This window comes from Actinoallomurus sp. CA-142502 (genome assembly GCF_050936355.1).
Lineage (GTDB): Bacteria > Actinomycetota > Actinomycetes > Streptosporangiales > Streptosporangiaceae > Actinoallomurus > Actinoallomurus iriomotensis.
Genome location: NZ_JBNJMY010000001.1, coordinates 9669322 through 9694887, shown reverse-complemented (window position 1 = coordinate 9694887; position 25566 = coordinate 9669322). Strand labels below are relative to the sequence as shown.

28 protein-coding genes are annotated in these 25566 nt (G+C 70.5%); 18 read left to right on the top strand and 10 right to left on the bottom strand.

Annotated features, from left to right (window positions below):
• The first annotated feature begins 32 nt into the window (after window positions 1-32).
• The 4 genes from ACQEV1_RS45375 (at window position 33) to ACQEV1_RS45360 (ending at window position 4797) form a co-directional block, all read left to right on the top strand.
• The gene (locus ACQEV1_RS45375; RefSeq protein ID WP_433403406.1) at window positions 33-1700 is read left to right on the top strand and encodes an acyl-CoA mutase large subunit family protein; all 1668 of its coding nucleotides are present in this window, start codon (window positions 33-35) and stop codon (window positions 1698-1700) included.
• Between the two features lie 47 nt (window positions 1701-1747).
• The gene (locus ACQEV1_RS45370; RefSeq protein WP_285626523.1) at window positions 1748-2665 is read left to right on the top strand and encodes a tetratricopeptide repeat protein; all 918 of its coding nucleotides are present in this window, start codon (window positions 1748-1750) and stop codon (window positions 2663-2665) included.
• A 13-nt stretch (window positions 2666-2678) separates the two neighbouring features.
• On the top strand, window positions 2679-3314 hold the full coding sequence (locus ACQEV1_RS45365; protein ID WP_433403403.1) for an AAA family ATPase: 636 nt from the start codon (window positions 2679-2681) through the stop codon (window positions 3312-3314).
• Between the two features lie 91 nt (window positions 3315-3405).
• Window positions 3406-4797 (top strand): NAD-dependent malic enzyme, encoded by a 1392-nt coding sequence (locus tag ACQEV1_RS45360; protein WP_433403400.1) that lies wholly within the window; start codon window positions 3406-3408, stop codon window positions 4795-4797.
• Here ACQEV1_RS45360 and ACQEV1_RS45355 read toward each other — a convergent pair.
• Window positions 4794-5648, bottom strand: a complete 855-nt coding sequence (locus ACQEV1_RS45355) for an NAD(P)H-binding protein (protein ID WP_285626534.1) — start codon at window positions 5646-5648, stop codon at window positions 4794-4796. The genes ACQEV1_RS45360 and ACQEV1_RS45355 overlap by 4 nt on opposite strands.
• Window positions 5649-5745: 97 nt before the next feature.
• On the opposite strand from ACQEV1_RS45355, the gene ACQEV1_RS45350 reads away from it, so the two are divergent.
• Window positions 5746-6165 (top strand): MarR family winged helix-turn-helix transcriptional regulator, encoded by a 420-nt coding sequence (locus tag ACQEV1_RS45350; RefSeq protein ID WP_285626536.1) that lies wholly within the window; start codon window positions 5746-5748, stop codon window positions 6163-6165.
• A gap of 144 nt (window positions 6166-6309) precedes the next feature.
• Here ACQEV1_RS45350 and ACQEV1_RS45345 read toward each other — a convergent pair whose 3' ends face one another.
• From ACQEV1_RS45345 to ACQEV1_RS45330, 4 genes are all read right to left on the bottom strand, one after another.
• Window positions 6310-7299 (bottom strand): ABC transporter permease subunit, encoded by a 990-nt coding sequence (locus ACQEV1_RS45345; protein WP_433403397.1) that lies wholly within the window; start codon window positions 7297-7299, stop codon window positions 6310-6312.
• The gene (locus ACQEV1_RS45340; protein ID WP_433403395.1) at window positions 7296-8165 is read right to left on the bottom strand and encodes an ABC transporter ATP-binding protein; all 870 of its coding nucleotides are present in this window, start codon (window positions 8163-8165) and stop codon (window positions 7296-7298) included. The genes ACQEV1_RS45345 and ACQEV1_RS45340 overlap by 4 nt, the downstream gene beginning before the upstream one ends.
• Window positions 8162-8560: a GntR family transcriptional regulator gene (locus ACQEV1_RS45335; RefSeq protein WP_433403392.1), complete on the bottom strand. Its 399-nt coding sequence runs from the start codon at window positions 8558-8560 to the stop codon at window positions 8162-8164. Before ACQEV1_RS45335 ends, ACQEV1_RS45340 begins: the two co-directional genes overlap by 4 nt.
• 194 nt (window positions 8561-8754) lie before the next feature.
• A complete protein-coding gene (locus ACQEV1_RS45330; RefSeq protein WP_285626545.1) occupies window positions 8755-9435 on the bottom strand; it encodes a hypothetical protein in 681 nt (226 codons plus the stop codon).
• Window positions 9436-9588: 153 nt separating this feature from the next.
• On the opposite strand from ACQEV1_RS45330, the gene ACQEV1_RS45325 reads away from it, so the two are divergent.
• The 6 genes from ACQEV1_RS45325 to ACQEV1_RS45300 all read left to right on the top strand — a co-directional run bounded on the left by ACQEV1_RS45325 (window position 9589) and on the right by ACQEV1_RS45300 (window position 16082).
• On the top strand, window positions 9589-10164 hold the full coding sequence (locus ACQEV1_RS45325; RefSeq protein WP_285579763.1) for a YqgE/AlgH family protein: 576 nt from the start codon (window positions 9589-9591) through the stop codon (window positions 10162-10164).
• Window positions 10165-10168: 4 nt separating this feature from the next.
• Entirely contained in the window at window positions 10169-10411 is a 243-nt protein-coding gene (locus tag ACQEV1_RS45320; protein ID WP_285579764.1) for a DUF3039 domain-containing protein, read from the top strand.
• Between the two features lie 83 nt (window positions 10412-10494).
• The gene (locus tag ACQEV1_RS45315; RefSeq protein WP_285626547.1) at window positions 10495-11484 is read left to right on the top strand and encodes a zinc metalloprotease; all 990 of its coding nucleotides are present in this window, start codon (window positions 10495-10497) and stop codon (window positions 11482-11484) included.
• Between the two features lie 272 nt (window positions 11485-11756).
• On the top strand, window positions 11757-12602 hold the full coding sequence (locus ACQEV1_RS45310; protein ID WP_433403387.1) for an alpha/beta hydrolase: 846 nt from the start codon (window positions 11757-11759) through the stop codon (window positions 12600-12602).
• 152 nt (window positions 12603-12754) lie between these two features.
• Window positions 12755-14518 carry a DEAD/DEAH box helicase gene (locus ACQEV1_RS45305; protein ID WP_285626553.1) on the top strand — a complete coding sequence of 588 codons (1764 nt, stop codon included), beginning with the start codon at window positions 12755-12757 and terminating at the stop codon, window positions 14516-14518.
• A gap of 151 nt (window positions 14519-14669) precedes the next feature.
• Window positions 14670-16082 (top strand): dihydrolipoyl dehydrogenase family protein, encoded by a 1413-nt coding sequence (locus ACQEV1_RS45300; protein ID WP_433403384.1) that lies wholly within the window; start codon window positions 14670-14672, stop codon window positions 16080-16082.
• A gap of 13 nt (window positions 16083-16095) precedes the next feature.
• Here the strand turns inward: ACQEV1_RS45300 and ACQEV1_RS45295 are convergent, their stop codons facing one another.
• The 3 genes from ACQEV1_RS45295 to ACQEV1_RS45285 all read right to left on the bottom strand — a co-directional run bounded on the left by ACQEV1_RS45295 (window position 16096) and on the right by ACQEV1_RS45285 (window position 18581).
• On the bottom strand, window positions 16096-16602 hold the full coding sequence (locus tag ACQEV1_RS45295) for a gluconokinase (protein WP_285626559.1): 507 nt from the start codon (window positions 16600-16602) through the stop codon (window positions 16096-16098).
• Window positions 16603-16630: 28 nt separating this feature from the next.
• Complete coding sequence (locus tag ACQEV1_RS45290; protein WP_285579772.1) at window positions 16631-17209, bottom strand: isochorismatase family protein; 579 nt, start codon at window positions 17207-17209, stop codon at window positions 16631-16633.
• Between the two features lie 76 nt (window positions 17210-17285).
• Entirely contained in the window at window positions 17286-18581 is a 1296-nt protein-coding gene (locus ACQEV1_RS45285; protein WP_433403380.1) for a nicotinate phosphoribosyltransferase, read from the bottom strand.
• Between the two features lie 66 nt (window positions 18582-18647).
• Here ACQEV1_RS45285 and clpS point away from each other — a divergent pair, with 66 nt between their 5' ends.
• The 5 genes from clpS (at window position 18648) to ACQEV1_RS45260 (ending at window position 21370) form a co-directional block, all read left to right on the top strand.
• Window positions 18648-18938 (top strand): ATP-dependent Clp protease adapter ClpS, encoded by a 291-nt coding sequence (gene clpS, locus ACQEV1_RS45280; RefSeq protein ID WP_285579775.1) that lies wholly within the window; start codon window positions 18648-18650, stop codon window positions 18936-18938.
• Entirely contained in the window at window positions 18938-19480 is a 543-nt protein-coding gene (locus ACQEV1_RS45275; protein WP_433403378.1) for a DUF2017 domain-containing protein, read from the top strand. The genes clpS and ACQEV1_RS45275 overlap by 1 nt, the downstream gene beginning before the upstream one ends.
• Before the next feature lie 35 nt (window positions 19481-19515).
• Window positions 19516-19947 carry a M67 family metallopeptidase gene (locus ACQEV1_RS45270; protein WP_285579777.1) on the top strand — a complete coding sequence of 144 codons (432 nt, stop codon included), beginning with the start codon at window positions 19516-19518 and terminating at the stop codon, window positions 19945-19947.
• A 201-nt stretch (window positions 19948-20148) separates the two neighbouring features.
• Window positions 20149-20421, top strand: coding sequence for a MoaD/ThiS family protein (locus ACQEV1_RS45265; RefSeq protein WP_285579779.1), 273 nt, complete (start codon window positions 20149-20151; stop codon window positions 20419-20421).
• A gap of 1 nt (window position 20422) precedes the next feature.
• Entirely contained in the window at window positions 20423-21370 is a 948-nt protein-coding gene (locus ACQEV1_RS45260) for a PLP-dependent cysteine synthase family protein (RefSeq protein ID WP_285580005.1), read from the top strand.
• A 55-nt stretch (window positions 21371-21425) separates the two neighbouring features.
• On the opposite strand, the gene ACQEV1_RS45255 is transcribed toward ACQEV1_RS45260, so the two are convergent.
• Together ACQEV1_RS45255 and ACQEV1_RS45250 are read right to left on the bottom strand one after the other, a co-directional pair.
• Window positions 21426-22361, bottom strand: a complete 936-nt coding sequence (locus ACQEV1_RS45255) for a hypothetical protein (RefSeq protein ID WP_285626566.1) — start codon at window positions 22359-22361, stop codon at window positions 21426-21428.
• Between the two features lie 359 nt (window positions 22362-22720).
• Window positions 22721-23401 carry a GAF and ANTAR domain-containing protein gene (locus ACQEV1_RS45250; protein ID WP_433403374.1) on the bottom strand — a complete coding sequence of 227 codons (681 nt, stop codon included), beginning with the start codon at window positions 23399-23401 and terminating at the stop codon, window positions 22721-22723.
• Between the two features lie 244 nt (window positions 23402-23645).
• Between ACQEV1_RS45250 and ACQEV1_RS45245 the strand changes: the two genes are divergently transcribed.
• Both ACQEV1_RS45245 and murI read left to right on the top strand, forming a co-directional pair.
• Window positions 23646-24440 (top strand): thioesterase family protein, encoded by a 795-nt coding sequence (locus tag ACQEV1_RS45245; protein ID WP_433403371.1) that lies wholly within the window; start codon window positions 23646-23648, stop codon window positions 24438-24440.
• Window positions 24441-24475: 35 nt separating this feature from the next.
• Window positions 24476-25522, top strand: a complete 1047-nt coding sequence (gene murI, locus ACQEV1_RS45240; RefSeq protein ID WP_433403368.1) for a glutamate racemase — start codon at window positions 24476-24478, stop codon at window positions 25520-25522.
• Window positions 25523-25566: the final 44 nt, after the last annotated feature.

The window sequence follows — 25566 nt, the reverse complement described above, 5'->3', positions numbered from 1 at the left end:
CTTGGAGTGAGGAGCAACCCGGAGGAGCGCTCATGGACATGCAGGACATCGAGGAGGGCCGCCGGCGCTGGCAGGAGCGGTTCGACGCGTCGCGCAAGCGGGACGCCGACTTCACGACGCTGTCCGGCGCCGAGGTCGACCCGGTCTACGGTCCGCCGGCCGACGACCCCAGGTTCGAGCGCATCGGCTGGCCGGGGGAGTTCCCGTACACCCGGGGCCTGTACGCCACCGGCTACCGCGGGCGGGCCTGGACGATCCGGCAGTTCGCCGGCTTCGGCAACGCGCGCCAGACCAACGAGCGCTACAAGATGATCCTCGCGGCCGGCGGCGGAGGGCTGTCGGTCGCCTTCGACATGCCCACCCTCATGGGCCGCGACTCCGACGACCCGCGCTCCCTCGGCGAGGTCGGCCACTGCGGCGTCGCGATCGACTCGGCCGCCGACATGGACGTGCTGTTCGACGGCATCCCGCTCGGCGAGACCACGACCTCCATGACGATCTCCGGCCCGGCCGTGCCGATCTTCTGCATGTACCTCGTGGCGGCCGAGCGGCAGGGCGCCGACATCCACGGGCTGGACGGCACGCTGCAGACCGACATCTTCAAGGAGTACATCGCGCAGAAGGAGTGGCTGTTCGCGCCCGAGCCGCACCTGCGCCTCATCGGCGACCTGATGGAGTACTGCGCCGCCGAGATCCCGGCGTACAAGCCCCTGAGCGTGTCGGGCTACCACATCCGCGAGGCCGGCTCCACGGCCGCGCAGGAGCTCGCGTTCACGCTCGCGGACGGCTTCGGGTACGTCGAGCTGGGCCTGTCGCGGGGTCTCGACGTCAACGCCTTCGCGCCCGGCCTGTCGTTCTTCTTCGACTCCCACATCGACTTCTTCGAGGAGATCGCCAAGTTCCGCGCCGCACGCCGGATCTGGGCCCGCTGGATGCGCGACGTGTACGGCGCGACGTCGGAGAAGGCGCAGTGGCTGCGGTTCCACACCCAGACCGCCGGGGTGTCGCTGACCGCGCAGCAGCCGGACAACAACGTCGTACGCACCGCGCTGGAGGCGCTCGCCGCCGTCCTCGGCGGCACCAACTCCCTGCACACCAACGCCCTGGACGAGGTGCTGGCGCTGCCCAGCGAGAAGGCCGCCGAGATCGCCCTGCGCACCCAGCAGGTGATCATGGAGGAGACCGGCGTCGTCAACGTCGTGGACCCGCTGGGCGGCTCCTGGTACGTCGAGGCCCTCACCGATCGGATCGAGGCCGGCGCCGAGAAGATCTTCGCCCGGATCAAGGACATGAGCCCGGACGGCTCGATGACCGGCGGCATCCTGCGCGGCATCGAGGACGGCTGGTTCATGGCCGAGATCGCCGACGCGGCCTTCGCCTACCAGCGGCAGCTGGAAAAGGGCGAGAAGCGCATCGTCGGCGTCAACACCCACACGCAGAGCATCGAGGAGCCCCTGGAGATTTTGCGGGTCAGCCACGAGGTCGAGCGCGAGCAGAACCGCCTCCTGGCGGCCCGGCGGTCCGAACGCGACCAGGCGGCCGTGGACGCCGCGCTGACCCGCATGATCGAGGTCGCCCGTACGGAGGAGAACCTCATCCCGGCCATGCTCGACGCCGCCCGCGCCGAGGCCACCCTTGGCGAGATCTGCGGCGCGCTGCGTGACGAATGGGGGAGCTACTCAGAGCCCGCCCGCTTCTGAGGCGGTCGCTCGTACGCATTCGCCGGTGTATGCGGCAGGATGGATGCATGACGTCATCGGACTTCTCGTTGCACGGCGCCGTCGACCTGGGCGCCCGGCAGGCCGCGGCGAAGCGGGCGCAGCAGCGTCCGGCCTCCGCGGGTGGCCCCGCCTCCGTCATCGACGTGACCGATGCGACGTTCAACGCCGAGGTCATCGACAGGTCGCGTACGGTTCCGGTGCTCGTGGACTTCTGGGCCGACTGGTGCCAGCCGTGCAAACAGCTCGGCCCGATCCTGGAGAAGCTCGCCAACGAGGCGGCCGGGGCCTGGCTGCTGGCCAAGGTCGACATCGACGCGAACCCGGCCCTCGCCCAGCAGCTCAGCCGCATGGGCGTGCAGGGCATCCCGTTCGTCGCCGCGGTGGTCGCCGGTCAGATGCTGCCGGTGCTCAACGGCGCCGCGCCCGAGCCGCAGGTGCGTCAGGTCCTCGACCAGCTGTTCGACGCGCTGCGCGAGCAGGGTCTGATGCCCGAGGGCGCCGGCGCCCCCGCCGCGCCTCAGGAGCCCGCCGGCGACCCCCTCCAGGACGAGGCCGAGGCCGCGCTGCAGCGCGGCGACCTCGACGCGGCGGCGAGCGCGTTCGGCAAGATCCTCGAGTCGCAGCCGAGCGACGTGTACGCCAAGAGCGGCCTGGCCCTGGTCGAGCTGCAGCGCCGGGTGACCGACCTCGACCCGCAGCAGGCGCGCAAGGACGCCGCCGACCGTCCGGACGACGCCGAGGCCCAGACCCGCGTCGCCGACCTCGACCTCGTCGAGGGGCGTGTCGAAGAGGCGTTCGACCGGCTGATCGGCACCGTACGCCGCACGTCCGGCGACGACCGTGAGCTGGCGCGCAAGCACCTGCTGTCGCTGTTCGAGGTGCTGCCGTCCGAGGACCCCCGCGTGGGGCAGGCACGGCGCCGGCTCGCGTCGGCGCTGTTCTGACCGGGCGGACATCGTGGCCGGCGTCGTGACGATCTCCGCGGCGTTCGGCGCGGGGGGCAGCGTCATCGGCCCCGCGGTCGCCGAGCGTCTCGGCGTGCCCTTCGTCGACCGGGCGATCCCCTACACCGTGGCCGCGGAGATCGGCTGTTCGATCGAGGAGGCCCTCGACCACGACGACCGTGCCGAGCACGGCCTCGGCCGCATCCTGTCCAGTGCCTCGCGGCTGCCCAACATCACCCTCGGTGGCGGGATGGACGACTATCTGTCCGACCGCGGCTTCGTGCCGGAGGAGGAGTTCCTCATCCGCACCGAGAAGGTGATCAAGCAGATCGCCGAGCACGGGGGCGGTGTGATCCTCGGCCGTGCCTCCCAGCTCGTGCTCGCCGGCCTCCCGGGCGCCCTGCACGTACGCCTCGACGGCTCGCGGAGGCGGCGGCTGGCGAACGTACGGGAAGCGCTGGACCTGTCCGAGCGGGAGGCCGAGCGGCTCCTCGACGACAACGACCGGGCGCGGACGGCGTACGTCAAGCACTTCTACCGGGCCGACCCGGCCGACCCGGCGCTCTATGATCTGGTCATCGACAGTACGCGGCTGGCGGCGCCGGCCTGTGCCGACATCATCGTGACGGCAGCGCTCGCCATCCTCTGAAAAACAAAGCCGACGCCCGAGGCCCGGACCCCGCCGGACGCGTGAAATCATCGCGAGGCGAAGCCCTGACCAGGCAAAAGGAGCAGTTGACGTGGCGACCGTGCCCAGCGTGTCCTACTCGATCACCGTCCGCCTCGAGGTGGCGGCCGGCGGCAATGCGGTGAGCCAGCTCACCGGTGCGGTTGAGCAGGCCGGCGGCATCGTCACCGCCCTGGACCTCACCCCGGCCGGCCACGACCGGCTCCGCATCGACGTCACGTGCGCCACGCGGGACACCGAGCACGCCCAGGAGATCGTCGACGCGCTGGAGCAGGTCGACGGCGTCACCATCCACAAGGTCAGCGACCGTACGTTCCTCATGCACCTCGGCGGCAAGATCGAGATGCAGTCGAAGGTGCCGCTGCGCAACCGCGACGAGCTGTCCATGGCCTACACCCCGGGCGTCGCGCGGGTCTGCCTGGCGATCGCCCGCAACCCCGACGACGTGCGGCGCCTGACCGTCAAGCGCAACAGCGTCGCCGTGGTCACCGACGGCTCGGCCGTGCTCGGCCTCGGCAACATCGGCCCGGAGGCCGCCCTGCCGGTCATGGAGGGCAAGGCGGCCCTGTTCAAGCGGTTCGCCGGCATCGACGCCTGGCCGATCTGCCTCGACACCCAGGACACCGACGAGCTGGTCCGTACGGTGCAGATCCTCGCGCCGGCGTTCGGCGGCATCAACCTGGAGGACATCTCCGCGCCGCGCTGCTTCGAGGTGGAGCGCCGGCTGCGCGACCTGCTCGACATCCCGGTCTTCCACGACGACCAGCACGGCACCGCGATCGTCGTGCTGTCCGCGCTCATGAACGCCCTGCGCGTGGTGGGCAAGGACCTCGCCGACGTGCGCGTGGCGATGGCGGGCGCGGGCGCCGCCGGTACGGCCGTGCTCAAACTGCTGCTGCACGCGGGCGCCAAGAACGTCGTCGTCTGCGACTACCGCGGCGCGGTGCACACCGGCCGCGACGACCTGGACGAGTCGCTGCGCTGGATCGCCGACAACACCAACCACGAGGGCTACTCCGGCGACCTGCGCGGCGCGGTGCGCGGTGCCGACGTGTTCATCGGCGTCTCGGCGCCCGGCATCCTCACCGGTGAGGACATCGCCACGATGAACGAGGGATCGGTGGTGTTCGCCCTGGCCAACCCCGACCCCGAGGTCGACCCGGCGGAGGCGCGCGAGCACGCGGCGGTGGTCGCCACCGGCCGCAGCGACTACCCGAACCAGATCAACAACGTGCTGGCGTTCCCGGGCGTCTTCCGCGGCCTGCTCGACGCCCAGAGCCGTACGGTCACCCAGGACATGCTGCTCGCCGCGGCCCGCGCGCTCGCCGAGGTCGTCACGGACAAGGAGCTCGGCCCGAACTACATCGTGCCGAGCGTGTTCCACGCGGACGTGTCCCACGCGGTCGCCGCGGCCGTCCAGAAGGCGGCCACCGCGTCGCGCTAAACGCCTCGCAGGGCGTCGCGGTTGCGCGCGCACCAGTCGGCGAAGGTGCGGGGGCGGCGGCCGAGCAGGCGTTCGACGGTGTCGGTCCGCACCCCGGTGGTGTCGGCGCGCATGACCGCCGCGGCCTCGAGCACGGCGTCGGCGAGCGGCTTGGGAGCGCCGCCGGGGTAGCGGGACCCGACGATCTCCTCGGGGGTGGTCGCGGCGCGGACCTCGATGTCGCGGCCGATCGTGTCGGCGATGATCCGCACCTGCTCGGCCGTGGTCAGGGCCTCGTCCCCGGTGAGGACGTAGGTCCGGCCCTCGTGCCCGTCCTGGGTGAGGACGGCGGCGGCGACCGCGGCGATGTCGGCCGGGTCGATGGCCGCGGCCCGGCCGGGGCCGATCGCGTCGACGACGTACCCGTTCTCGCGGATGGAGGGCACCCATTCGAGGGCGTTGGTGGCGAAGCCGCCGGGGCGCAGGATCGTCGCGGGTACGCCGGATGCCTCCAGGAGCCGCTCGCGTTCGCGATGCCAGCGGCCCATCGCGGGCACCGGGTCGCCGTCGGCCCAGATGGACGACAGCAGCACGATGTGCCGTACGCCTGCGTCGCGGGCCGCGGCGATGGCGTTCGCGGCCTGGTCGACGCCGATGCCCGGGGTGAGCAGGAAGAGCCGGTCGGCGCCGTCGAAGGCGGGGATGAGCGTCGCGGGTTCGTCCAGGTCGCCGACCACGCGCTCGGCGCTGGTGGGCAGGCCGGCCGCGCGGGCCGGGTCGCGCACGAGAACGCGGGTGTCCGCCTTCGCCGCGTCGAGCTCTCGCACCAGCTCACGGCCGATTCTGCCGGTGGCCCCTGTGATCAGTATCATCGATGCTCCTAGTCGTTTGCCGTCTAACGATCGGCTGAAGAGAACGTTAGACGGCAAATGATTAGCCGTCAATCGATCTGCTCGCATGGAGGCGGCGATGCCCGAGTTCCTCGACCTGCACAGCCAGACGACGAAGGTCCTGCGTGCGCTGGCCGAGACCGCCATGCGCCGCCACGGCCTGCACCAGGGGCAGAACCACCTCCTGGCGGCGCTGTGGGAGCGCGACGGCCGTACGCCCGGCGAGATCGCCGCCGCGCTGCACGTCACCACGCCCACCGTCGTCAAGATGGCCACCCGGATGAGCGCCGCCGGCCTGCTCACCCGCCGCCGCGACGAACGCGACAGCCGGCTGGTCAGGCTCTACCTGACCGACGCGGGCCGGGCGCTCCAGGAGCCGGTCGAGGCCGAGCGCCGCGGCCTGGAGGAGAAGGTCACCGCCGACCTCACCGAGGCCGAGCGCCGCTGCCTGATGACCGCCCTGGCCAAGGTCCACAGGTCGGCGAGCGACCTGCTGTGACCGGCGTCAGTGGCCCGGCGTGGCGCGCGAGTGGAGGGGCCGTCGACCCGGCGTCCAGCAGGGGCTGGATGCGGTGGGCATCCCGGAGGTGCTGCGGGGTGGAGCAGGTGGCGAGGGGTGTCGCGATCCGTGGTGCCTCACGGGTCAGGCGTTCCGGCGGTGAAGCAGCCCGATGGCGATGCCGATCAGGGCCGCGGCGAGGCCGATGAACAGCGACGCCTCGATGATCTGGAAGGTCCAGAACCGACTCGCGGGCTGGTAGACGACCTTGAGGTGGAGTCCGAGTCCGCGGAGGTAGGCGTCGGCGGCGGGGCCGTCGAGAGCATCCACTCGCCGGGAGATCTGCTCCTGGAGGGCAGTGGAGATCGGGTGGCCGGTCTTGTCGACCAGGCCTTTGCTGAGGGTCCAGCCCGGCGTGTCCGGCGTGATGGGCGCGGCCATCGGGCCGATGGGGCCCCAGTGGCCGGTCGGAGGGAGCAGGCGGGTCGCCGGCGGCTGGTACCGCTGCCGCAGCCAGAATTCCACCGGAAGACGTAGCGCCATGAACGCGGCGAATGCCGCGACCATCGCCGGTACCGTACGGCGGAACAGTTGCCCGGCCAGGACGCCCGCCGCGAAAGCGAAAAGCGTGTATCCGGTGAGCGAAAGCCCTTCAAGATCGAACGCTCCCGAGGAGAATCTGCTGGACACGTTGTCTATCGGGGCGCGGAACCAGCCGAAGACGGCGCTGAGGCTCGCGGTGATCGTCACGATTCCGAGACCGACGAGCAGGACCTTGGCCGTCAGCCATCGCGTCCGGGGTACGGCCTGGGTCCAGGCCAGGCGCCAGGTGCCATGCTCATACTCGCGGCCGAGCAGGCTCCCGCCGACGACCGCGCCGATCAGGCCAGGTATCGGAGTGAACCAGGTCAGCAGGTGGTTGGCGATGCCGTTGAACTGGCTCATGAACGCGGACATGGCCGACTGACAGTCGTCACCGCCGGTGCCGTGGACCAGGCACGGTCCAACGCCGTGCTGGTCATAGGCGCCGCGGATCGCGTGGCCGTACGGCAGGAAGACCAGGGCGGCGAGGCCGATCAGGGTCAGGCCGGCGAACGCCTGAACGCGGTGCTGCCGCCAGGTGAGCCAGATCATCGGGCGATCTCCGTCGGTTGTTCGAGGTAGGCGAGGATGAGCTCCTCCAGGCCGACCGGGTGGGATCGCCAGGCCGGATGGAATTCGGGCCGGTCGGTTCCGGTGCGGACCAGCAGGTCGGTGTGACGGTCGCTGTGGGTGGCGCGGACGAGCCCGGGAACCGGCGGTTCGGCGTCAGTGCGCGGTCCGGTGAGAATCCGGTGACCGGCCAGGACGTCGTCGATCGCGCCGGCGAGCTGAAGCCTGCCGTCCTTGAGGAGCACCAGTTGGTCGCAGACGGCCTGCAGATCGGCGATCACATGGGAGGACAGCAGGACGGTGACCTCGTCCTCGGCGACGGCGACCATCACCGTGCGCATGAAGTCGCGGCGAGCGATCGGGTCCAGGTTGGCCAGCGGCTCGTCCAGCACCAGCAGCGCGGGACGTTTGGCCAGGGCCAGTGCCAGGGCGACCTGGGCCTGCTGGCCGCCGGACAGCGCTCCGGCGCGTTGGGTCAGGGGAATGCCGACGTCGGCCAGTCGTCGCTCGGCCATCGGCCGGTCCCAGCGCAGGTTGAGCGAGCGTCCCATTCGCAGCAGGTCCGCTACGGACATGCCCCGGTAGAGCGGGTGTTCCTGGGCGACGAAGCCCACCTGGGCCAGTGCCTCGGCCGAGCCGGTACGGGCGTCCCGGCCGAGGACCTCGACCGTTCCCTCCGTCGGGCGCAGCAGACCGGTGATCAGTTGCAGCAGCGTGGTCTTCCCGGCGCCGTTCGGGCCGACCAAGGCGATCACCGAGCCGGTGGGCAGCCGCAAGGAGCAGCCCCGCAACGCCCACTTCCGGCCGTAGCGCATGCCCAGGTCCCTGGTCTCCAGCGCGGTGCTCATGCCGCCCCCTCCGTCCGCAACTCGCTGTGGACGGAGGCGAACATGGCCGTGACCGTCTCGTCGTCCAGCCCGGCGGCATGGGCATCGCGGACCCACTGCTCGAGCGAGCGACGCAACCGGGCGTAGGGTCCCGGGGCGACCGGCTCGATCGAGGCGGTGATGAAGGTGCCCTGGCCCGGCCGGGCGTTCACCATCCCCTCGTGCTCCAGCTGGCGATAGGCCTTCACCACGGTGTTCGGATTGATCGCCAGGGAGGCGACCACCTCCTTCACGGTGGGCAGTTGGTCCCCGGAGCGCAGATGGCCCAGGAGCAGCCCCTGTCGTACCTGCTGCACGAGCTGGAGATAGGGCGGGACGCCGCTCGAGCCGTCCAATCGGAACTGGAACACGCTCATCCCCTTTCACTATGATGTTAGTAAAACGGTAGCGATCGCCTTGAGATCGCGTCAAGGCGGGGAATCGGCCCAACGGTGGTGACGGCTCGCCGAGCGCAGGCAGGAGCCACCGGCCCAGTGCGGAAAAGGAGCAACCCCCCGGACGCGTGCGCCCGGGGGGTGAGGGATCCCGGCCCTTCAGGGGCCGGAGGAGGTCAGTTGTCGCCGAACATCTTGTCCTTGCGGCCCGGCCACACGCGGCCGTACCAGAAGATGATCAGGCCGGTCAGCATCGCGGCGACGCCGGTCGCGACCCTGGCGATGATCATTCCGCTGTCCGGGCCCGTGTGCGGCAGCGTGTGGCCCGGCGTGTTGCGGGCACAGTGCGCCGTACGGTCGAGGCTCTTGACCGGGACGTTGTGCCAGGTCACGGCGATCGTGGTGGCGTGGTCCTCCTTGATGGTCAAGGTGGACTTGCGGGTGGCGCCCGCCGGGATGCGGTCGGCCACCGAGATCGAGCCGTCGGTGGTGATGGTGTAGTCCTCGATGGCCTTGCCGCTGTTGGTCACCGACACCAGCACGCTGCGACCCGGGCACCGGACGGTGCCGATGGCGACCTTCAGCGGCGCCTGGGGCGTCACCGACGGCGTCGGGGCCGGCGTGACCGGGTGCTTGCTCGGGGTCCGGCTCGCCCGCGTCGGAGAGGGGCGGTGCGTGGGCGTGTGGGACGGCTTGGCGGACCTGGAGTGAGAGGCCGAAGGCGACGCCGAGACGTTGGGTGAGGGGGTGGCGCTCGTCAGCTGTGAGGGTGAGGAGCCGCCCAACAGCATCGGGATGATGATGAGCGCCCCGACGACAAAGAACACGGCCGCGATGGCGACCCTGGAAAGCTGCATCGGGGTCCTCCGTAGGTGGGGGGGCACACCTTCGTGATCTAGTTTGTGATCTAGGCCCGTATTCTGCCGATTACCCAAGGGGTGAGGGCGCGTAACCGACGTACTCGGCCGTGCACTGTTCGCATGCGGGCCCCGGCACAGGATGATTGAGTCATGGACGACGGGATAATCGCGGGCCGGCTGCTCGTCGCTACTCCAAAGCTGGCCGACCCGAACTTCCGGCGCACCGTGGTCCTTCTCGTGGAACACGAGGAGGAAGGCGGCACGCTGGGGGTCGTGCTGAACAGACCCACGGAGGTGCCCGTCGAACAGGTCCTCCCACCCTGGTCGGAGCTGGTGACGGGCCCGTCGGTGGTGTTCCAGGGCGGACCCGTCGCGCTCGACAGCGCGCTGGCGCTCGCGCACATCCCCGGCACCGACGAGCCTCTGGGCTGGCGTGCGCTGAACGGCAGCCCCGCGGTGGCGCGCGTCGGCCTCGTCGATCTGGACGCGCCGCCGGAGCTGCTCGCCACCGAGGTCACGAAGCTGCGGGTTTTCGCCGGGTACGCCGGATGGGGGGTTGGCCAGCTCCGGTCAGAGGTCGAAGAGGGCGCCTGGTACGTCGTGCCGGCGGAGTCGGGGGACGCGTTCCGCGACGATCCGGGGCGTCTGTGGCAGGACGTCCTGCGGCGACAGGGCGGGGATCTGGCGTTCGTCGCGACGTTTCCCGAGGATCCGTCACTAAACTGAGCCCGTGAGTACGAAGATCCTTCCTGAGAGCGACACCCGGCCGGACCTCTCCCACGGCGACGGCGGTCACGAGCGTTTCGCGCACTACGTGCAGAAGGACAAGATCATGGAGAGTGCCGTCAGCGGCACACCCGTGATCGCGCTCTGCGGCAAGGTCTGGGTGCCGAACCGCGACCCGAAGAAGTACCCGGTCTGCCCGGAATGCAAGGAGATCTACGAGTCGATGTCCGGCGACGACGACGAGTGAGCGTCAAATCGGCTTGACGGATCCGCGCGTCGGGCGCTCCGCGCCGAGCCGAGGTCCTAGCCTCTCCGTCTCAGGGGGAATCCATGAGACGGAGAGTCCTGTGGGGCCTGTTCGGAGTCGTTCTCGCGTCGTGCGCCACAGTGCCCGCGAGCAGCTGCGCGCCCGCGGCCCGCGGAGTGTCCTGCCTGCGGCGCGCCGCCGCGGCCACGCTCCGCACCAGCCGTCCGCGTGACGACGACGGCCTGTCGCCGTCGCAGGTCAAGGCGATGCTGCGCGACTTCACCGAGACTCTGCGCCGCAGGTACGGGGTCGCCGACGAGCGGCAGCTGGAGGCCGGCCGGCGGCTCGCGGGCCGCCTCGTCGTCCCGGTCCGCTTCCACGTCATCACCGACGGGCGGAACGGCCGGCTGACCACGGCCACCATCGACCAGCAGATCCGCGGCCTCAACGCCGCGTACGGGGGCGCCACGGGCGGCGCCGACACGGGGGTGTCGTTCCGGCTCATCAGCGCCGACGCCGTGAGCAACGCCGACTGGTTCGAACGCCCGCACGAGCTCCAGGGCCCGATGCTGGGCGCGCTCGTCAAGGGCGGCCCCGGCACGCTGAACCTCTTCACCGCCGAGGTCGGCTCGGAGGTTCTCGGCTTCTCCTCGTTCCCCCAGGCGTACCGCTCGCGGCCCGGGCTGGACGCCGTGGTCGTCGACTACCGCAGCGTCCCGGGGGGATCGTTCGCGCACTTCAACCGCGGCTACACGGCGGTGCACGAGATCGGGCACTGGCTCGGCCTGTTCCACCCGTTCGAGAACGGCTGCGTCCCGCCCGGCGACGGCGTGGACGACACTCCGTACGAGAGCACGCCGACCACGGGCTGCCCCTCGTTCAAGGACACCTGCCCGCAGCCCGGCAGCGATCCGGTGCACAACTTCATGGACTACGCCTGGGACCCGTGCATGACCTCGTTCACGCCGGGCCAGGGCCTGCGCATCCGCGCGATGTGGGCGGCCTACCGCGCCGGACCGGCCGGCTCGCCCCTGCTCCGCCAGGCCCGCACCAACGCCCAGGTCCGAAAATAAGGTTTTGGCTCTCCATTTAGAAGGAAACGTCCGCTAGCGTGTGCGCTGCCCGAAGTTGATCAGGGAGCAGCGCCATGTTCGGTCGCATTACTGTCGCGCTAGCAATTTGTTGCGTTATGTCCTGTTATGCGACGGTGGCGAATGCTGTCACAAGGCATTCCGGTGCGAGCTGTCACGCGACACAGGTGCCGGTCTCCATTCCGGCTGTGGGCCGTGCGCGCATCTACGGAGAGCTGTGTGTCCCGGAGGGCGCCGGAGGCAGGGCGCGGACCGTGCAACTGCTGGTGCACGGTGGCACGTACGACCACAACTACTTCGACTGGCCCCAGGACCCCGGGCGCTACTCATACGTCGACAAGGCGCTGAAGGCCGGGTATCCGACGTTCAACGTCGACCGGCTCGGAGACGGTGAGAGTTCCCGCCCGCCCGGCGTGTCGGACACGTTCGAGAACGGAGCCGAGGCGATGCACCAGGTGATCGCCAAGCTCCGTGACGGAGGCGTCGGCGGCCGTCCGTTCTCCCGCGTCGTTTGGGTCGGGCACTCGATGGGCTCGCTCACCGCCTGGTTCGAGGCCCACAAGTACCACGACGTCGACGCGTTCGTGCTCACGGGGGCGCTCCACAACGTGAATCTCACCTTCGCGACGAAGCTCGCGAATCTCCTCGGCCCGGCGATCGTCGATGACAAGTTCCGGGGCAAGATCCTGGACCCCGGTTATCTGACCTCGCTTCCGGGGACACGAGGCGACACCTTCTACTACCGGCCGGGCGTCGACCAGGCGGTCATCGACGAGGACGAACGGCTCAAGCAGACCATCTCCGTGCCGGAACTCGCCCAGATCACGGCCGTCGAGCTGCCACCCCTGCTGACGCTCACTCGCTCGATCACCGTGCCGACGCTCCTGGTCATGGGCGACCACGACGGCGCGTTCTGCGGGCCGCCGGTCGGCCACGACTGCACCCCCGCGAGCATCCTGGCCGCCGAGAAGCCCTACTACCGGCCCGAGGCGCGTCTGCGGGTCGTCGTCGCCCGGAACAGCGGCCACGACTTGCAGCTTCACCGCTCCGCGCCCGAGGCCGACGCGGCGATCACGCAGTGGCTCGACGGCCTGTCGTAGCCCTGCCGGGTCCGGCTGCCGACGGCTTCATCGCGCAATCCGCGGCGGAGCCGCCGGCTCGCCACAGTGCCTAACACCTACCGCGCGGGATCCTGTGGATCGCATCACGCTCGGCATGTCCTGTCAGTGCTTACGGGTAGCCTCTCTTCACCGTGAGCACGTTCGCCGCATCCGACACCCCTCCCGCGCTGCCCGGGCGGGCGCCCTGGGGCACCGCCCCGGCCCTGCGCGCCTGGCAGCAGGGAGCGCTGGAGGAATACTTCCGGACCGAGCCCCGTGACTACCTCGCCGTCGCGACGCCCGGCGCGGGCAAGACGACCTTCGCGCTGCGGCTGGCGGCCGAGCTGATGGGGCGCCGGGTGGTCGACCGGATCACCATCATCTGCCCGACCGAGCACCTGAAGCGCCAGTGGGCCGAGTCGGCCGGGCGCGTCGGCATCAAGATCGACCCGGAGTTCAAGAACGCGCACGGCCGTACGGCCAAGGACTTCGTCGGCGTCGCCGTCACGTACGCCCAGGTCGCCGCCCACCCGGCGCTGCACCGCAACCGCACGGAGGACCGCCGCACCCTCGTGATCATGGACGAGGTCCATCACGCGGGCGACGGTAAGTCGTGGGGTGACGCGATCCGAGAGGCGTTCGAGCCGGCCGCGCGGCGGCTCGCGCTCAGCGGCACGCCGTTCCGCACCGACATCAACCCGATCCCCTTCGTCACGTACGAGGAGGTCGGCGGCGTCCGCCGCAGCCGCGCCGACTACACCTACGGCTACGGCCCGGCACTGGCCGACGGGGTGGTCCGGCCGGTGATCTTCCTGGCGTACGCGGGGGAGATGCGCTGGCGCACCCGCGCCGGCGACGAGATCACCGCGACGCTCGGCCAGCCGCTGACGCAGGACCAGATGTCCCAGGCGTGGCGCGCCGCGCTCGACCCGAAGGGCGAATGGATCCAGCAGGTGATCGCCGCCGCCGACCGCCGGCTGACCGAGGTGCGCCGCGGCGTGCCCGACGCGGGCGGCCTGATCATCGCGAGCGATCACGAGACCGCGCGGGCGTACGCCAAGATGATCCGCAACGTGACCGGCGCCGGGGCCACCGTGGTGCTGTCCGACGATCCGTCGGCGAGCCGGAAGATCAAGCAGTTCAGCGAGTCCGAGGACCGCTGGATGGTCGCCGTGCGCATGGTCTCCGAGGGCGTTGACATCCCGCGCCTCGCCGTCGGCGTCTACGCCACCTCCACCTCGACCCCGCTGTTCTTCGCCCAGGCGATCGGGCGTTTCGTCCGTGCGCGGCGGCGTGGTGAGACCGCCTCGGTGTTCCTGCCGTCGGTACCGACCCTCATGGGCCACGCCGCGGAGATGGAGACCGAGCGCGACCACGTTCTCGACCGTCCCAAGCGTGAGGACGGCCTGGACGACGACCTGCTCGCCGAGGCCAACCGCAAACGCGACAACCCCGACGTCGGCGAGGAGCTCCCCTTCGAGACAGTCGAGGCGTCGGCCCACTTCGACCGGGTCGTCTTCGACGGCGGCGAGTTCGGCATGGGCGGCGCGCCGGGCTCGGCCGAAGAGGAGGACTTCCTGGGCATCCCGGGCCTGCTCGAACCCGACCAGGTCGCGAGCCTGCTGAAGCAGCGGCAGGCCGAGCAGCTGGCCGCCCAGCGCAAGAACGGCGCGAAGGCGGAGAAGAAGGACGACCGCACGACCGCCGAAGACCTCCACGCGCTGCGCAAGGAGCTGAACAACCTGGTCGGCGCCTGGCACCACCGCACCGGCCAGCCCCACGGCGTGATCCACGCCGAACTCCGCCGCACCTGCGGCGGCCCCCCGTCCGCCCAGGCCAGCACCGAGGACGTCCAGAAGCGCATCGCCAAGATCCGCGAATGGGCCGCCCGCCCGACCCCCCGCACCAAGGACTAGCCGAGTAAGTCCGGCCGGAGGCGGGGGTGGCCGATGACGGCGAACACCCGCCTCCCGTGCGGCCCGGTACGCACGGTGGACCGGACGCGTCCCGTACGGTCTGGCGGGGGAGACTCAGGTGTGTTGACCTGGGACGACGTCAGGGGAAGCGATGACGGGCGAGGACGTCTTCGACGTGGTGGTGATCGGCGCGGGGCCGGTCGGGGAGATCGCGGCCGCACGGGTCGTACGGGGCGGCCTGACGGCGGCCGTCGTCGAGGAACGCCTGGCGGGCGGCGAGTGCGCGTACTACGCCTGTGTCCCCAGCAAGGCCCTGCTCCGGCCGATGGAGCTGGCGGCCGAGGTGGAGCGGATGCCGGGGCTGCAGCTGCGCGGGCCGATCGACGCGCCGGCGGTGCTGGCCCGTCGCGACAGGACCGTGTCCCACCTGGACGACCGCGGCCAGGTGAGCTGGATCGAGGACCTGCCGGCGACGTTCGTCCGTGGCCGGGGACGCCTGGCCGGGCCGCTGCGGGTCGAGGTGACCGCGCCGGACGGCACCCGTTCGCTGCGGGCGCGGCACGCCGTGGTGATCGCGACCGGCAGCGATCCGCTGATCCCGGACGTGCCGGGGCTCTCGGCGGCGCGCCCGTGGACGAACCGTGAGGCGACCAGCGTCCAGCAGGTCCCGAAACGGCTGGCAGTGATCGGGGGCGGCCCCGTCGCCTGCGAGATGTCCCAGGCCCTGCACTCGCTCGGTGCCCACGAGACGACCATGCTCGTACGCGGTGACCGGCCGCTGGGCCGTACCGAGCCGTTCGCCGGAGAGCTGCTGACGGCGTCGCTTCTGGAGTCGGGGATCGACGTGCGTCTCGGCCGTTCGGTCACCGAGGTCCGGCGGCCGGTGCCGGACGGCCCGGTGACCGTCCACACCGACGACGGAGCGTCGGTCGAGGCCGACGAGGTCCTCGTCGCCACCGGCCGGCGGCCCGCCACGCACGCGATCGGCCTGGACACGATCGGCCTGGCGGCCGAGGGCCCGATCCAGGTGGACGCGAGCATGCGGGTGGCGGGAGTGCCGTGGCTCTACGCCGTCGGTGACGTCAACGGGCGCAGCCTGCTCACCCACATGGGCAAGTACCAGGCGCGGGTGTGCGGCGACGTGATCGCCGTCCGTGCGACCGGCGCGCCCGACGACCGGCCGGGGCTCCGCGACACCGCAGACGACCGGGGCGCGCCGCAAGTGATCTTCACCGACCCGCAGATCTGCGCGGTCGGGCGGACCGAGGCGCGGGCCCGTGCCGACGGCTTCGCCGTACGCGCCGTCGAGTACGACATCGGCGCGGTCGAGGGCGCGTACCTGCGGGCCGAGGGCTACACCGGCCGGGCGAAGATGGTCGTCGACGAGGACCGGCGGGTGCTTCTGGGGGTCACGTTCGCCGGCCCCGGGGTGGTCGACCTCCTGCACGGCGCCACGATCGCGGTCGCCGGGGAGGTCCCTCTCGACCGGCTGTGGCACGCCGTCCCGGCCTTCCCGACCGTGAGCGAGATCTGGCTGCGCCTGCTGGAGGAGTACGGACTGTGAGGTCGTGGGGGCGTCAGGCGCCCCCGCCCAGCCCCGCCCGGTCGATGATCCGCTGCACGACCTGGTCCGGCGGGCCGTCGATGGACACGACGACCGGGTCCTCGTCGGGCCCCGGGGCTTCGAGGTCGGCGAACTGGCTGTCCAGCAGCTGCCGGGGGAAGAAGTGCCCTTGCCGTGCCGCCAGGCGTTCGCCGATCAGTTCCTTGTCGCCCTCCAGGTAGACCAGGCGCAGATCCGGCCGGCCCTCCCGCAGCAGGTCGCGGTACGTGCGCTTGAGGGCGGAGGAGGTCACGACGGCGGGTGCGGTCTGGTCCCGCATCCACCTCGCGGTGGCCTCCAGCCAGGGCCGGCGGTCGTCGTCGGTCAGCGGAATCCCGGCGTGCATCTTCTCCACGTTCGCGCGCGGGTGGAAGTCGTCGGCCTCGGCGTAGGTCCAGCCGAGCCGGCCGGCCAGCATCGCGCCGATCGTGGTCTTTCCGCTGCCGGAAACGCCCATCAGCAGCAAAATCGGGTTAGACATGGACGGCAACGTACCGGGCGGCACGTGATCAGGGCGCGAGGACCGGCTCTCCGGTGAGCCGCACCCCCGCGTCGCTCAGCTCCTGCAGCGCGCGCTCGGTGGTGGGCCGGGCCACCCCGGCGGTCATCCTGAGCAGGACACGGGTGGACAGCCCCGCGCCCCGGGCGTCCAGCGCGGTCGCCCGTACGCAGTGGTCGGTGGCGATCCCCACGACGTCGACGCTGTCGACCTCGTGCTTGCGCAGCCACTCGGCGAGCGGCGTGCCGTCGTCGGCGACACCCTCGAAGCCGCTGTAGGCCGCCTCCCGCTCGCCCTTGCTGAACACGGCCTCGATCGGCGCCAGGTCCAGATTCGGATGAAAGTCCGCCCCCGGCGTGCCGATCACGCAGTGCGGCGGCCAGGAGTCGGTGTAGTCGGGATGCTCGGCGAAGTGGTCGCCGGGATCGAGGTGGAAGTCGCGGGTGGCGACGACGTGGTCGTACTCGCCGCGGTGCGCGGCCACGAACGAGGAGATCGCCGCGGCCACGTCCGCCCCACCGGCGACGGCCAGCGACCCCCCTTCACAGAAGTCGTTCTGCACATCAACGATGATCAACGCTCGGCTCATGACCAGCCCCTCCCCAGAGTGATCCCCACGGGGAAAGCTACCCGCGTGAGCCCCGGAACATCAGTGCCCCGGACGGTCAGCCGGTGAACTCCGTCGGGACGGCCGGGTAGCCGCGGGAGAGCTGGAACCCGTGGGAGGGGAGTTCGGCCAGGGCACGTTCGTGGCGGGCACGGGCTTCGGCCAGGGGTTCGCGGCCGATGATCTCTCCGCCCCGTACGAGCGGCGTCAGCAGCGGCCGGTCGAACGGGCCCGGCGTGGGTTCGGCCGTGGAGACCATCTCCGCGATGGCCTTCCCGTCCTCGCCGATGTGGCGGACCGCCCACTTGCGGCCGCCCCGGCTCGGCTTGCCGACCGAGCGCTTGGCGACGGGGCGCAGCAGGCCGTCGTCGGCCTCCTCGCGCGCCACCAGCTTGTACACCAGCGCCGCCGTCGGCGCGCCCGAGCCCGTGACCAGCGACGTCCCGACCCCGTACCCGTCGACGGGCGCGGCGGACAGGCCCGCGATCGAGTACTCGTCCAGGTCGCCGGTCACGATGATCCGCGTCTTCGACGCGCCCAGGGAGTCGAGCTGGGCACGCACCTCGTGCGCGGTCTCGGCCAGGTCGCCGCTGTCGAGCCGTACGGCGCCCAGCTCCGGCCCGGCCAGCTCCACGGCCACGGCGACGGCACGGGCCACGTCGTACGTGTCGACCAGCAGGGTGGTGTCGCGGCCGAGCGCCTCGAGCTGGGCGCGGAAGGCGTGCCGTTCGCTGTCGTGCAGGAGCGTGAACGCGTGGGCGCTGGTGCCCGCGGTCGGCACGCCGTAGGACCGGCCGGCCTCCAGGTTCGAGGTCGAGGTGAACCCGGCGAGGTAGGCGGCCCGCGCGGACGCGACACCGGCCATCTCGTGCGTACGGCGGGAGCCCATCTCGATGATCGGGCGGCCGCCCGCGGCGTGCACCATGCGGGACGCGGCGGACGCGATCGCGGCGTCGTGGTTCAGGATCGACAGCGCGAGCGTCTCCAGGATGACCGCCTCGGCGAAGTTCCCCTCGACGACGAGGATCGGCGAGCCGGGAAAGTAAAGATCGCCCTCCGCGTATCCCCAGATGTCACCGGAGAACCGGTACGAGGCCAGCCACGCGGCCGTCGGCTCGTCCACGATGTCATGGGAGGTGAGGAACTCCAGCGCGGGCTCGTCGAACCGGAAGGCCGCCAGGGCGTCCAGGAAGCGGCCGATCCCGGCCACGACGCCGTACCGGCGGCCCTCCGGGAGATGGCGCGCGAACACTTCGAACACCGCCCGGCGTGCCGCGGTGCCGGCGGCGAGCGCACCGCGCAGCATGGTGAGTTCGTAGCGGTCGGTCAGCAGTGCCGTCGTCGAAAGATCCACGAATGGCAGATTACGGTGAAGGTGTGCACGATGATTGAGGGGAGCTCCCGTTAAGGAGGCACCAAAGTGACCACGGCTCCCGTCGAACTCGGTCGACCGGACGCCGCCGAGGACGTACGACCGGACCGTCCGTGGGTGGCGATCGTGTGGAACGATCCCATCAACCTCATGTCCTACGTGACCTACGTGTTCCAGGCCGTCTTCGGCTACTCCAAGCGGAAGGCCGAGAAGCTCATGCTCGACGTGCACCACAAGGGGCGCGCGGTCGTCTCCAGCGGCACCCGCGAGGAGATGGAGCGCGACTGCGAGATCCTGCACTCCTACGGGCTGTGGGCGACCGTCAAGCAGGACGTCTGATGAACGGCGGCTTCACCAGCGCCCGCGGCGGAGGTGTGCGCCTGCGCATCGGCTCGGAGGAGGCGGCCGTCGTGCGCCTGCTCATGGGCCAGCTCATCGACCTTCTCGGCGAGGGCGGCGAGCCCGGCCCCCGGCCCGACGACGGCATGCCCGATCTCCAGCTGTCGGAGAACACCGCGGTCTCCGACGACCCGGTGCTGGCCCGGCTGTTCCCGGACGCCTACGGCGAGGACCAGAAGGCCTCCGCCGAGTTCCGGCGCTACACCGAGGCAGGGCTGCGCGAGGGCAAGCGCGCCGCGGCCCGTACGGTGCTCGCGACGCTCGGCGAGGGCGGCGAGATCGTGCTCGGCCCCGACGAGGCGCAGGCGTGGCTGCGGTCCCTCAACGATCTGCGCCTGGCGCTCGGCGTGCGCCTCGACATCACCGAGGAGACGCTCGACCAGATGCGGAGCTTCGACTGGGACGATCCGCGCAATGCCGGATACGCCGCGTACGACTGGCTGACGTACCTCCAGGAAAGCCTCGTACGCGCCCTCTGGTGAACGGGCCTTTGAGGGGTCGTCGCTACGCTGTGCCCATGCTGATGATCGAGCGCGCCATCGTTGACCAGATCATCGCGCACGCGCGCGCCGACCATCCCGACGAGGCGTGCGGCGTCGTGGCCGGCCCGATCGGCTCCGACCGGCCCACGCGCTTCGTCAGGATGGCGAACGCCGAGCGCTCGCCGACCTTCTACCGCTTCGACTCGATGGAGCAGTTCCAGGTGTGGAAGGAGATGGACGACCGCGACGAGGAACCGGTCGTGATCTACCACTCCCACACCGCCACGGAGGCGTACCCCTCGCGTACCGACGTCTCCTACGCCTCCGAGCCGAACGCCCACTACGTCCTGGTCTCCACGCGCGAGGCCGACGAGACGGAGTTCCGCTCGTACCGGATCGTCGACGGCGAGATCACCGAGGAGGAGGTCTCCATCGTGGAGGCCGGCGAATCCGACTCGGTAAACTGACCAGCGTGATGACGACGATGATGAAGCGCCGCGGACGCGGGCGTGTCGTCGCACCCGTGCAGAACTTCCTGTTCGGCCACAGCCGCGCCGAGATCGTCTACGACTGTCACTGAGGCATTTCCCCCGAGGCCTGGAATCCCCGGGCGATGCCGTGTGTTGGCGTGCGTTGCCGGGGACCGTACGACGAAGGAGCACATCGCCATGGCGATCGAGGTTCGCATTCCGACGATTCTTCGCAACTACACCGACGGCGCGAAGGCCGTCGAGGGTGGCGGGGCCACCCTCGACGAGCTGTTCACCGACCTGGAAGGACGCCACCCGGGCCTGCGCGACCGGCTGGTCGACGACAAGGGTCTGCGCCGGTTCGTCAACGTCTACCTGAACGACGAGGACGTGCGTTTCCTGGGCGGGCTGGAGACCAAGGTGTCCGACGGTGACACCGTCACCGTGCTGCCCGCCGTCGCGGGCGGCTGACGTGCGCTACGACTCGCTGCTCGACTCGCTGGGCCACACGCCGCTGGTCGGCCTGCCGAGTCTGTCGCCGTCGGCCGACGTGCGCCTCTGGGCCAAGCTGGAGGACCGGAACCCGACCGGTTCCGTCAAGGACCGGCCGGCGCACTGGATGATCAACAAGGCGGAGAAGGAAGGGCTGCTGACGCCGGGCTGCACGATCCTGGAGCCCACGTCCGGCAACACCGGCATCTCCCTGGCCATGGTCGCCCGCCTGCGCGGTTACCGCATGGTGTGCGTCATGCCCGAGAACACCTCCGCCGAGCGCACCCAGCTGCTGAAGATGTGGGGCGCCGAGATCATCCCCTCACCCGCGGCGGGCGGCTCCAACGAGGCCGTACGCGTCGCGAAGGGGCTCGCCGCCGAGCACCCCGACTGGGTGATGCTCTACCAGTACGGCAACGAGGCGAACGCGCGTTCCCACTACGAGTCCACCGGCCCGGAGCTGCTGGAGGACCTGCCGACGATCACCCACTTCGTCGCGGGCCTCGGCACGACGGGCACGCTCATGGGCGTGGGCCGGTTCCTGCGCGAGCGGGTGCCCGGCGTCGCGATCGTCGCGGCCGAACCGCGCTACGGCGAGCTGGTGTACGGGCTGCGCAACATCGACGAGGGGTTCGTGCCGGAGCTGTACGACGAGTCGGTGCTGACCACGCGGTACTCCGTGACGTCGGAGGACGCCCTGCGGCGCACGCGTGAGCTGCTGGCGGCGGAGGGCATCTTCGCGGGCATCTCGACGGGGTGCGCACTCCACGCGGCACTGGGCATGGCGGCCAAGGCGGTCAAGGCGGGGGAGCGCGCCGACATCGCCTTCGTGGTCGCCGACGGAGGCTGGAAGTACCTGTCCACCGGCGCGTACGACGGCACGCTGGACGAGGCGGAGAAGCGCCTGGAAGGGCAACTCTGGGCGTAGGCGCCGGTGGGCCCTCCCACGGATGGGAAGGACCACCGGTGCCGCGGTGAGGTCGTCAGCAGGCCGTGTCGGGGTCGTAGTCCGTGGGCAATCCCTGCACCAGCCAGGGCTTACCACCCCCGAACCAGTACGACGAGGCGTTGGCCGGATCGCAGTAGGTCGCGCCCGGATGGCTCCAGCCGGCGATCCAGATGGGCAGCCCGACCTTGAAGCCGTTGGTGATCTTGCCCCACTGCAACTGCGTGGAGTAGATGCCCGCCTGTTTGTGCTGTGCCGTCAGAGCGGCGATCGCGGCGCCGACTATGGTGCTGTTGACCTTCGGATCGCAGGTCCAGAAGTTCGCCGCGTAACAGTCCGGGCCGGGCTGGTTGATGCTGGTGGCGGTCGGAAGCTCGACGTCGAGCCAGTAGGAATTGCTCGTCGCGCCTGCGGCTGTCGCGATCTGGACCGAGTAGTTCGCGGCGTTCCAGCCCCAGTTGAAGGCCTGGCAGTAGTAATTGTCGGACGCGCAGTTTCCGGCCGGCCCGTGGTAAGCGTATTGGAGTGCCGTGTCAGTCGTGGAACCGATGGGCGAGTCGAGAATCATGTACTGCGCATGGACGCCGTTCGGTGACCAGGCCAGTTGCTGTTCGATGCAGGGGAGTGCGGTGAACGGAGTTCCGTCGTTCACTCCCACGACCGCGATGTCGGAGTCGGGTGGCAACACGGGATTGTGCGCCGGACACTGGGGCCAGGAGATGTCGTAGCCGGTTGCTCCGGTAGGCCAGATGTTCTCGGCCCTGTGCGCCGGCGTGCCCGTGCGGGCGGCGTTCGGGAGGCTGGAGCGTGCCGGTGCTTGAGGGATGTACTCCTTCGTTCCGTCGAGGCTCTTGATGGGCAATCCGCCGATCGCGTCAGACGCCACAGTGTGAATGACTTCCGGCCGAGTGGTGTCCGCCTGGGCCGGCACGGCCGCTGCCAGAGTCGAGCCGGCCACCAGCAGCGCCGACATTCCTGACCAAATCTTACGCAACTATTACTCCTTTTACCGGTAATTTTTCCGTATGGTACAGACCGCATATAGGCGCGGCGGTGATCTCGCGTAATGTTTCAACAAAGAAGCCCTTCTTGCCCTTGTCGGGGGTGGCGGCATGCGGTGGCCGAGGAGTCTCACACCGGTACTTCGCCGCAGCGCCCGATCTCGTTCACGGATCCGCGTAGGCGGAGAAGCGCGCGGCGGTCATGGTGCCGCCAGAGCCGGTAAGGATCGCCGATCGTGACGTGCTCGCCGTCGGCGGCGGAGGTACGTGCGTCTGTGGGACGCCGTCTCTCGGCGCCCGGCTCAGAAGAACGGCCGGTTAGGCGGTCGGCTCAGTCGCGGTCGGTCGGGGGAGGGGTGAACTCTCCGGTCTTGGCCAGGCGTTCGGCGACGTCGCGCAGTTTGACGTTCGAGTGCTGGGACGACGCGCTGAGCAGGGCGAACGCCTCCTGGGCGTCGACCCTGTACCGCTCCATCAAGATGCCCTTCGCCTGTCCGATGACATCGCGGCTCTCGAGCGCGGCCCGCAGTTGCGTGCGTTCGCCGATGGTGGCCATCGCGATGGCGGCGCAGGCCGCGATCGAGGTGCCGATCCGCTCGGCGGCCGGGGAGAAGGCGTGCGGCTTCGGGGAGTACAGGCTCAGGACGCCCACCGTGCCGATCCGTACGGACAGGCGGTACGTCAGCACCGAGCGTACGCCCAGCGCGACCGCCACCGGGGCGAACCTCGGCCAGCGTGACTCGTAGGCCAGGTCGTCGGCCCGCACGATGTCGGTGAGCAGGGCGTCCAGGCACGGGCCCTCGCCGACGTCGTACTGCAGCGCGTCCAGCCGTGCCGCCAGATCGCCGGTGTAGAGGGGCGTCGACGCGCCGTCCTGGCCCAGCATCGTCGCCCCCGCATGGGCGGTGCCGGGTATCTCGTTCTCGGCCAACCGCAGGAGCTGCTGGACGACGAGGGCCGCGTCGTCCTCGGCCTCCAGGACTCGCGCGAGCCCCGCCAGGTGATGGCTCACTCCATCAACCGGCGTCATCTCGTCAGACGGCATCGCCCCGCGGTTCTGATCCGGGCCGGGCACACCGCCCGGACATTCTCCACGTCGACCATCCCAATCCGACGGCCACCTGGAAAGCCAGGACGCGAACGGACCGCCTCGTACTATCCCGAGAGCGAAGGAGGGTCGCCGCGCGTGACCCTTCTGAGGTGTCCCGGTATGGTGCATACCGAATATCGTTCTAATTTTCCGGTTGGGGGCTGGCATGGGCGGATTCGGCGAGGCGACGGCGGTACGGCGTACGGGCGAGGGGCGTTACTCCGCCGTGCTCGACGCCGACTTCGGGTTCGAGCAGGCGCTCAACGGCGGCTACCTGATGGCCGTCCTCGCCCGGGCCGCCCTGGACGCCGCCGGCCGCCCGCACCCGATCTCCACCGCCGCGAGCTTCTTGCGGGTCGCCAAGCCCGGCCCCGCCGAGGTGCTCGTCGAGACGCGCAAGTCCGGGCGTACGGCCGAGGTCGCCCGCGTCTCCCTCGTCCAGGACGACACCCCGATCGTCGACGCCCTGATCACCACCGGAGCCCTCGACGGCGACGCCGAACCCCTCTACTCCGAGGACGCCGGTCACCTCCCGGCGATCGAGGAGTGCGTCACCTTCGGCGGCGACGGCGGCGGGAAGGACGGGTTCGCCGCCCAGATCGACATGCGGTACGACCCGGCCACCATGGGCTGGCTCGACGGCCGGCCGAGCGGCCGGCTGGAGATGCGCTCCCACTTCCGGCTCCGGGAGCCGTACGAGCCCGACGGCGTCCTGCTGGCGCTCGCCGTCGACGCGCTCCCGCCGGTCGTGCTGAACACCGGACGGTACGGCTGGTCGCCCACGGTCGAACTGACCTGGCACATGCGGGCCGTGCCGGCGCCGGGACCGCTCGCCCTGTACGGCAGCGGCCGCCTGGTCAATGACGGCTGGTTCGACGAGGAGGTCGAGGTGCGGGACGCGGCCGGCCGGCTGGTCGCCCAGAGCCGCCAGCTCGCCCGCGCCGGTCGCCGTCCCTCCTGACGAGTCCTGGAAGTCGTTCCACCTGGAGGTCGGCCGTGCTCGCCGGCGTCGGCGGCCGCCTGGTCGGCCTTGTCGGAGGCATGTCCGGTGGCGGGCACGGAAGCCGGGGCGCGAACGTGCTCGCGGCGGCGCGGCCCGTCAGACCGCCCGAGCGGGCCGCAACCGTCACCGACCGGGCACGCGTCGCGAGAGGCCGGCGAAATACCCGTGTGACATGCAGCGCATTGATGCCGCGTCGCCCGCGGCGTTCTCTAGCCTGTGGGGTCATGTCTGACGCTTCGATCGGAATCTTCGACAGCGGCGTCGGCGGGCTGACCGTCGCCCGTGCGATCCTCGACCAGCTACCGGACGAGCCGCTTTTGTACGTCGCGGACACGGCGCGTTTCCCGTACGGGCCGAAGCCGATCGCCGAGGTGCGCGCGAACGCCCTCGAGGTGCTGGACCACCTTGTCGAACAAGGCGTGAAAATGCTCGTGATCGCCTGCAACAGCGCCAGCTCCGCGGTGCTGCGCGACGCGCGTGAGCGCTATCAGGTGCCGGTGATCGAGGTCATCCAGCCCGCGGTACGGGCGGCGGTGAGCGCGACGAGTACGGGAAAGGTGGGCTTGGTCGCGACTCGTGCGACGGTGACCAGTCGCGCCTATGAGGACGCGTTCGCCGCTGCGCCTCATGTGACACTGACAAGTGTCGCCTGTCCGCGTTTTGTGGAGTTCGTGGAGCGGGGCATCACCAGGGGCGACGAACTACTCGGCGTCGCACGAGAGTATTTGGCACCGATTGTCGAGGCGGGCTGTGACACGCTCATCCTCGGTTGCACGCATTACCCCTTGCTGACCGGAGTGATCTCCTACGTCGCCGGAGACCGGGTGACCCTCGTCTCCAGCGCCGAGGAGACCGCCAAAGACGTCTACCGGGTACTGCACGACCGCCGCCTGGCCAGAGCGGAGGGCTCCCCGGAACCGTGCCACCGGTTCCTCGCGACGGGGGATCCCGCGCCGTTCGGCGCACTCGGCCGCCGCTTCCTCGGCCCGGAGATCGGGCTTGTCGAATCCGCACCGGTGGGCATCACGTTCTCGGCGTGAGAACGGCCCGCGGGACACTGGAAGAGGGGAGCGTCGATCCAGGT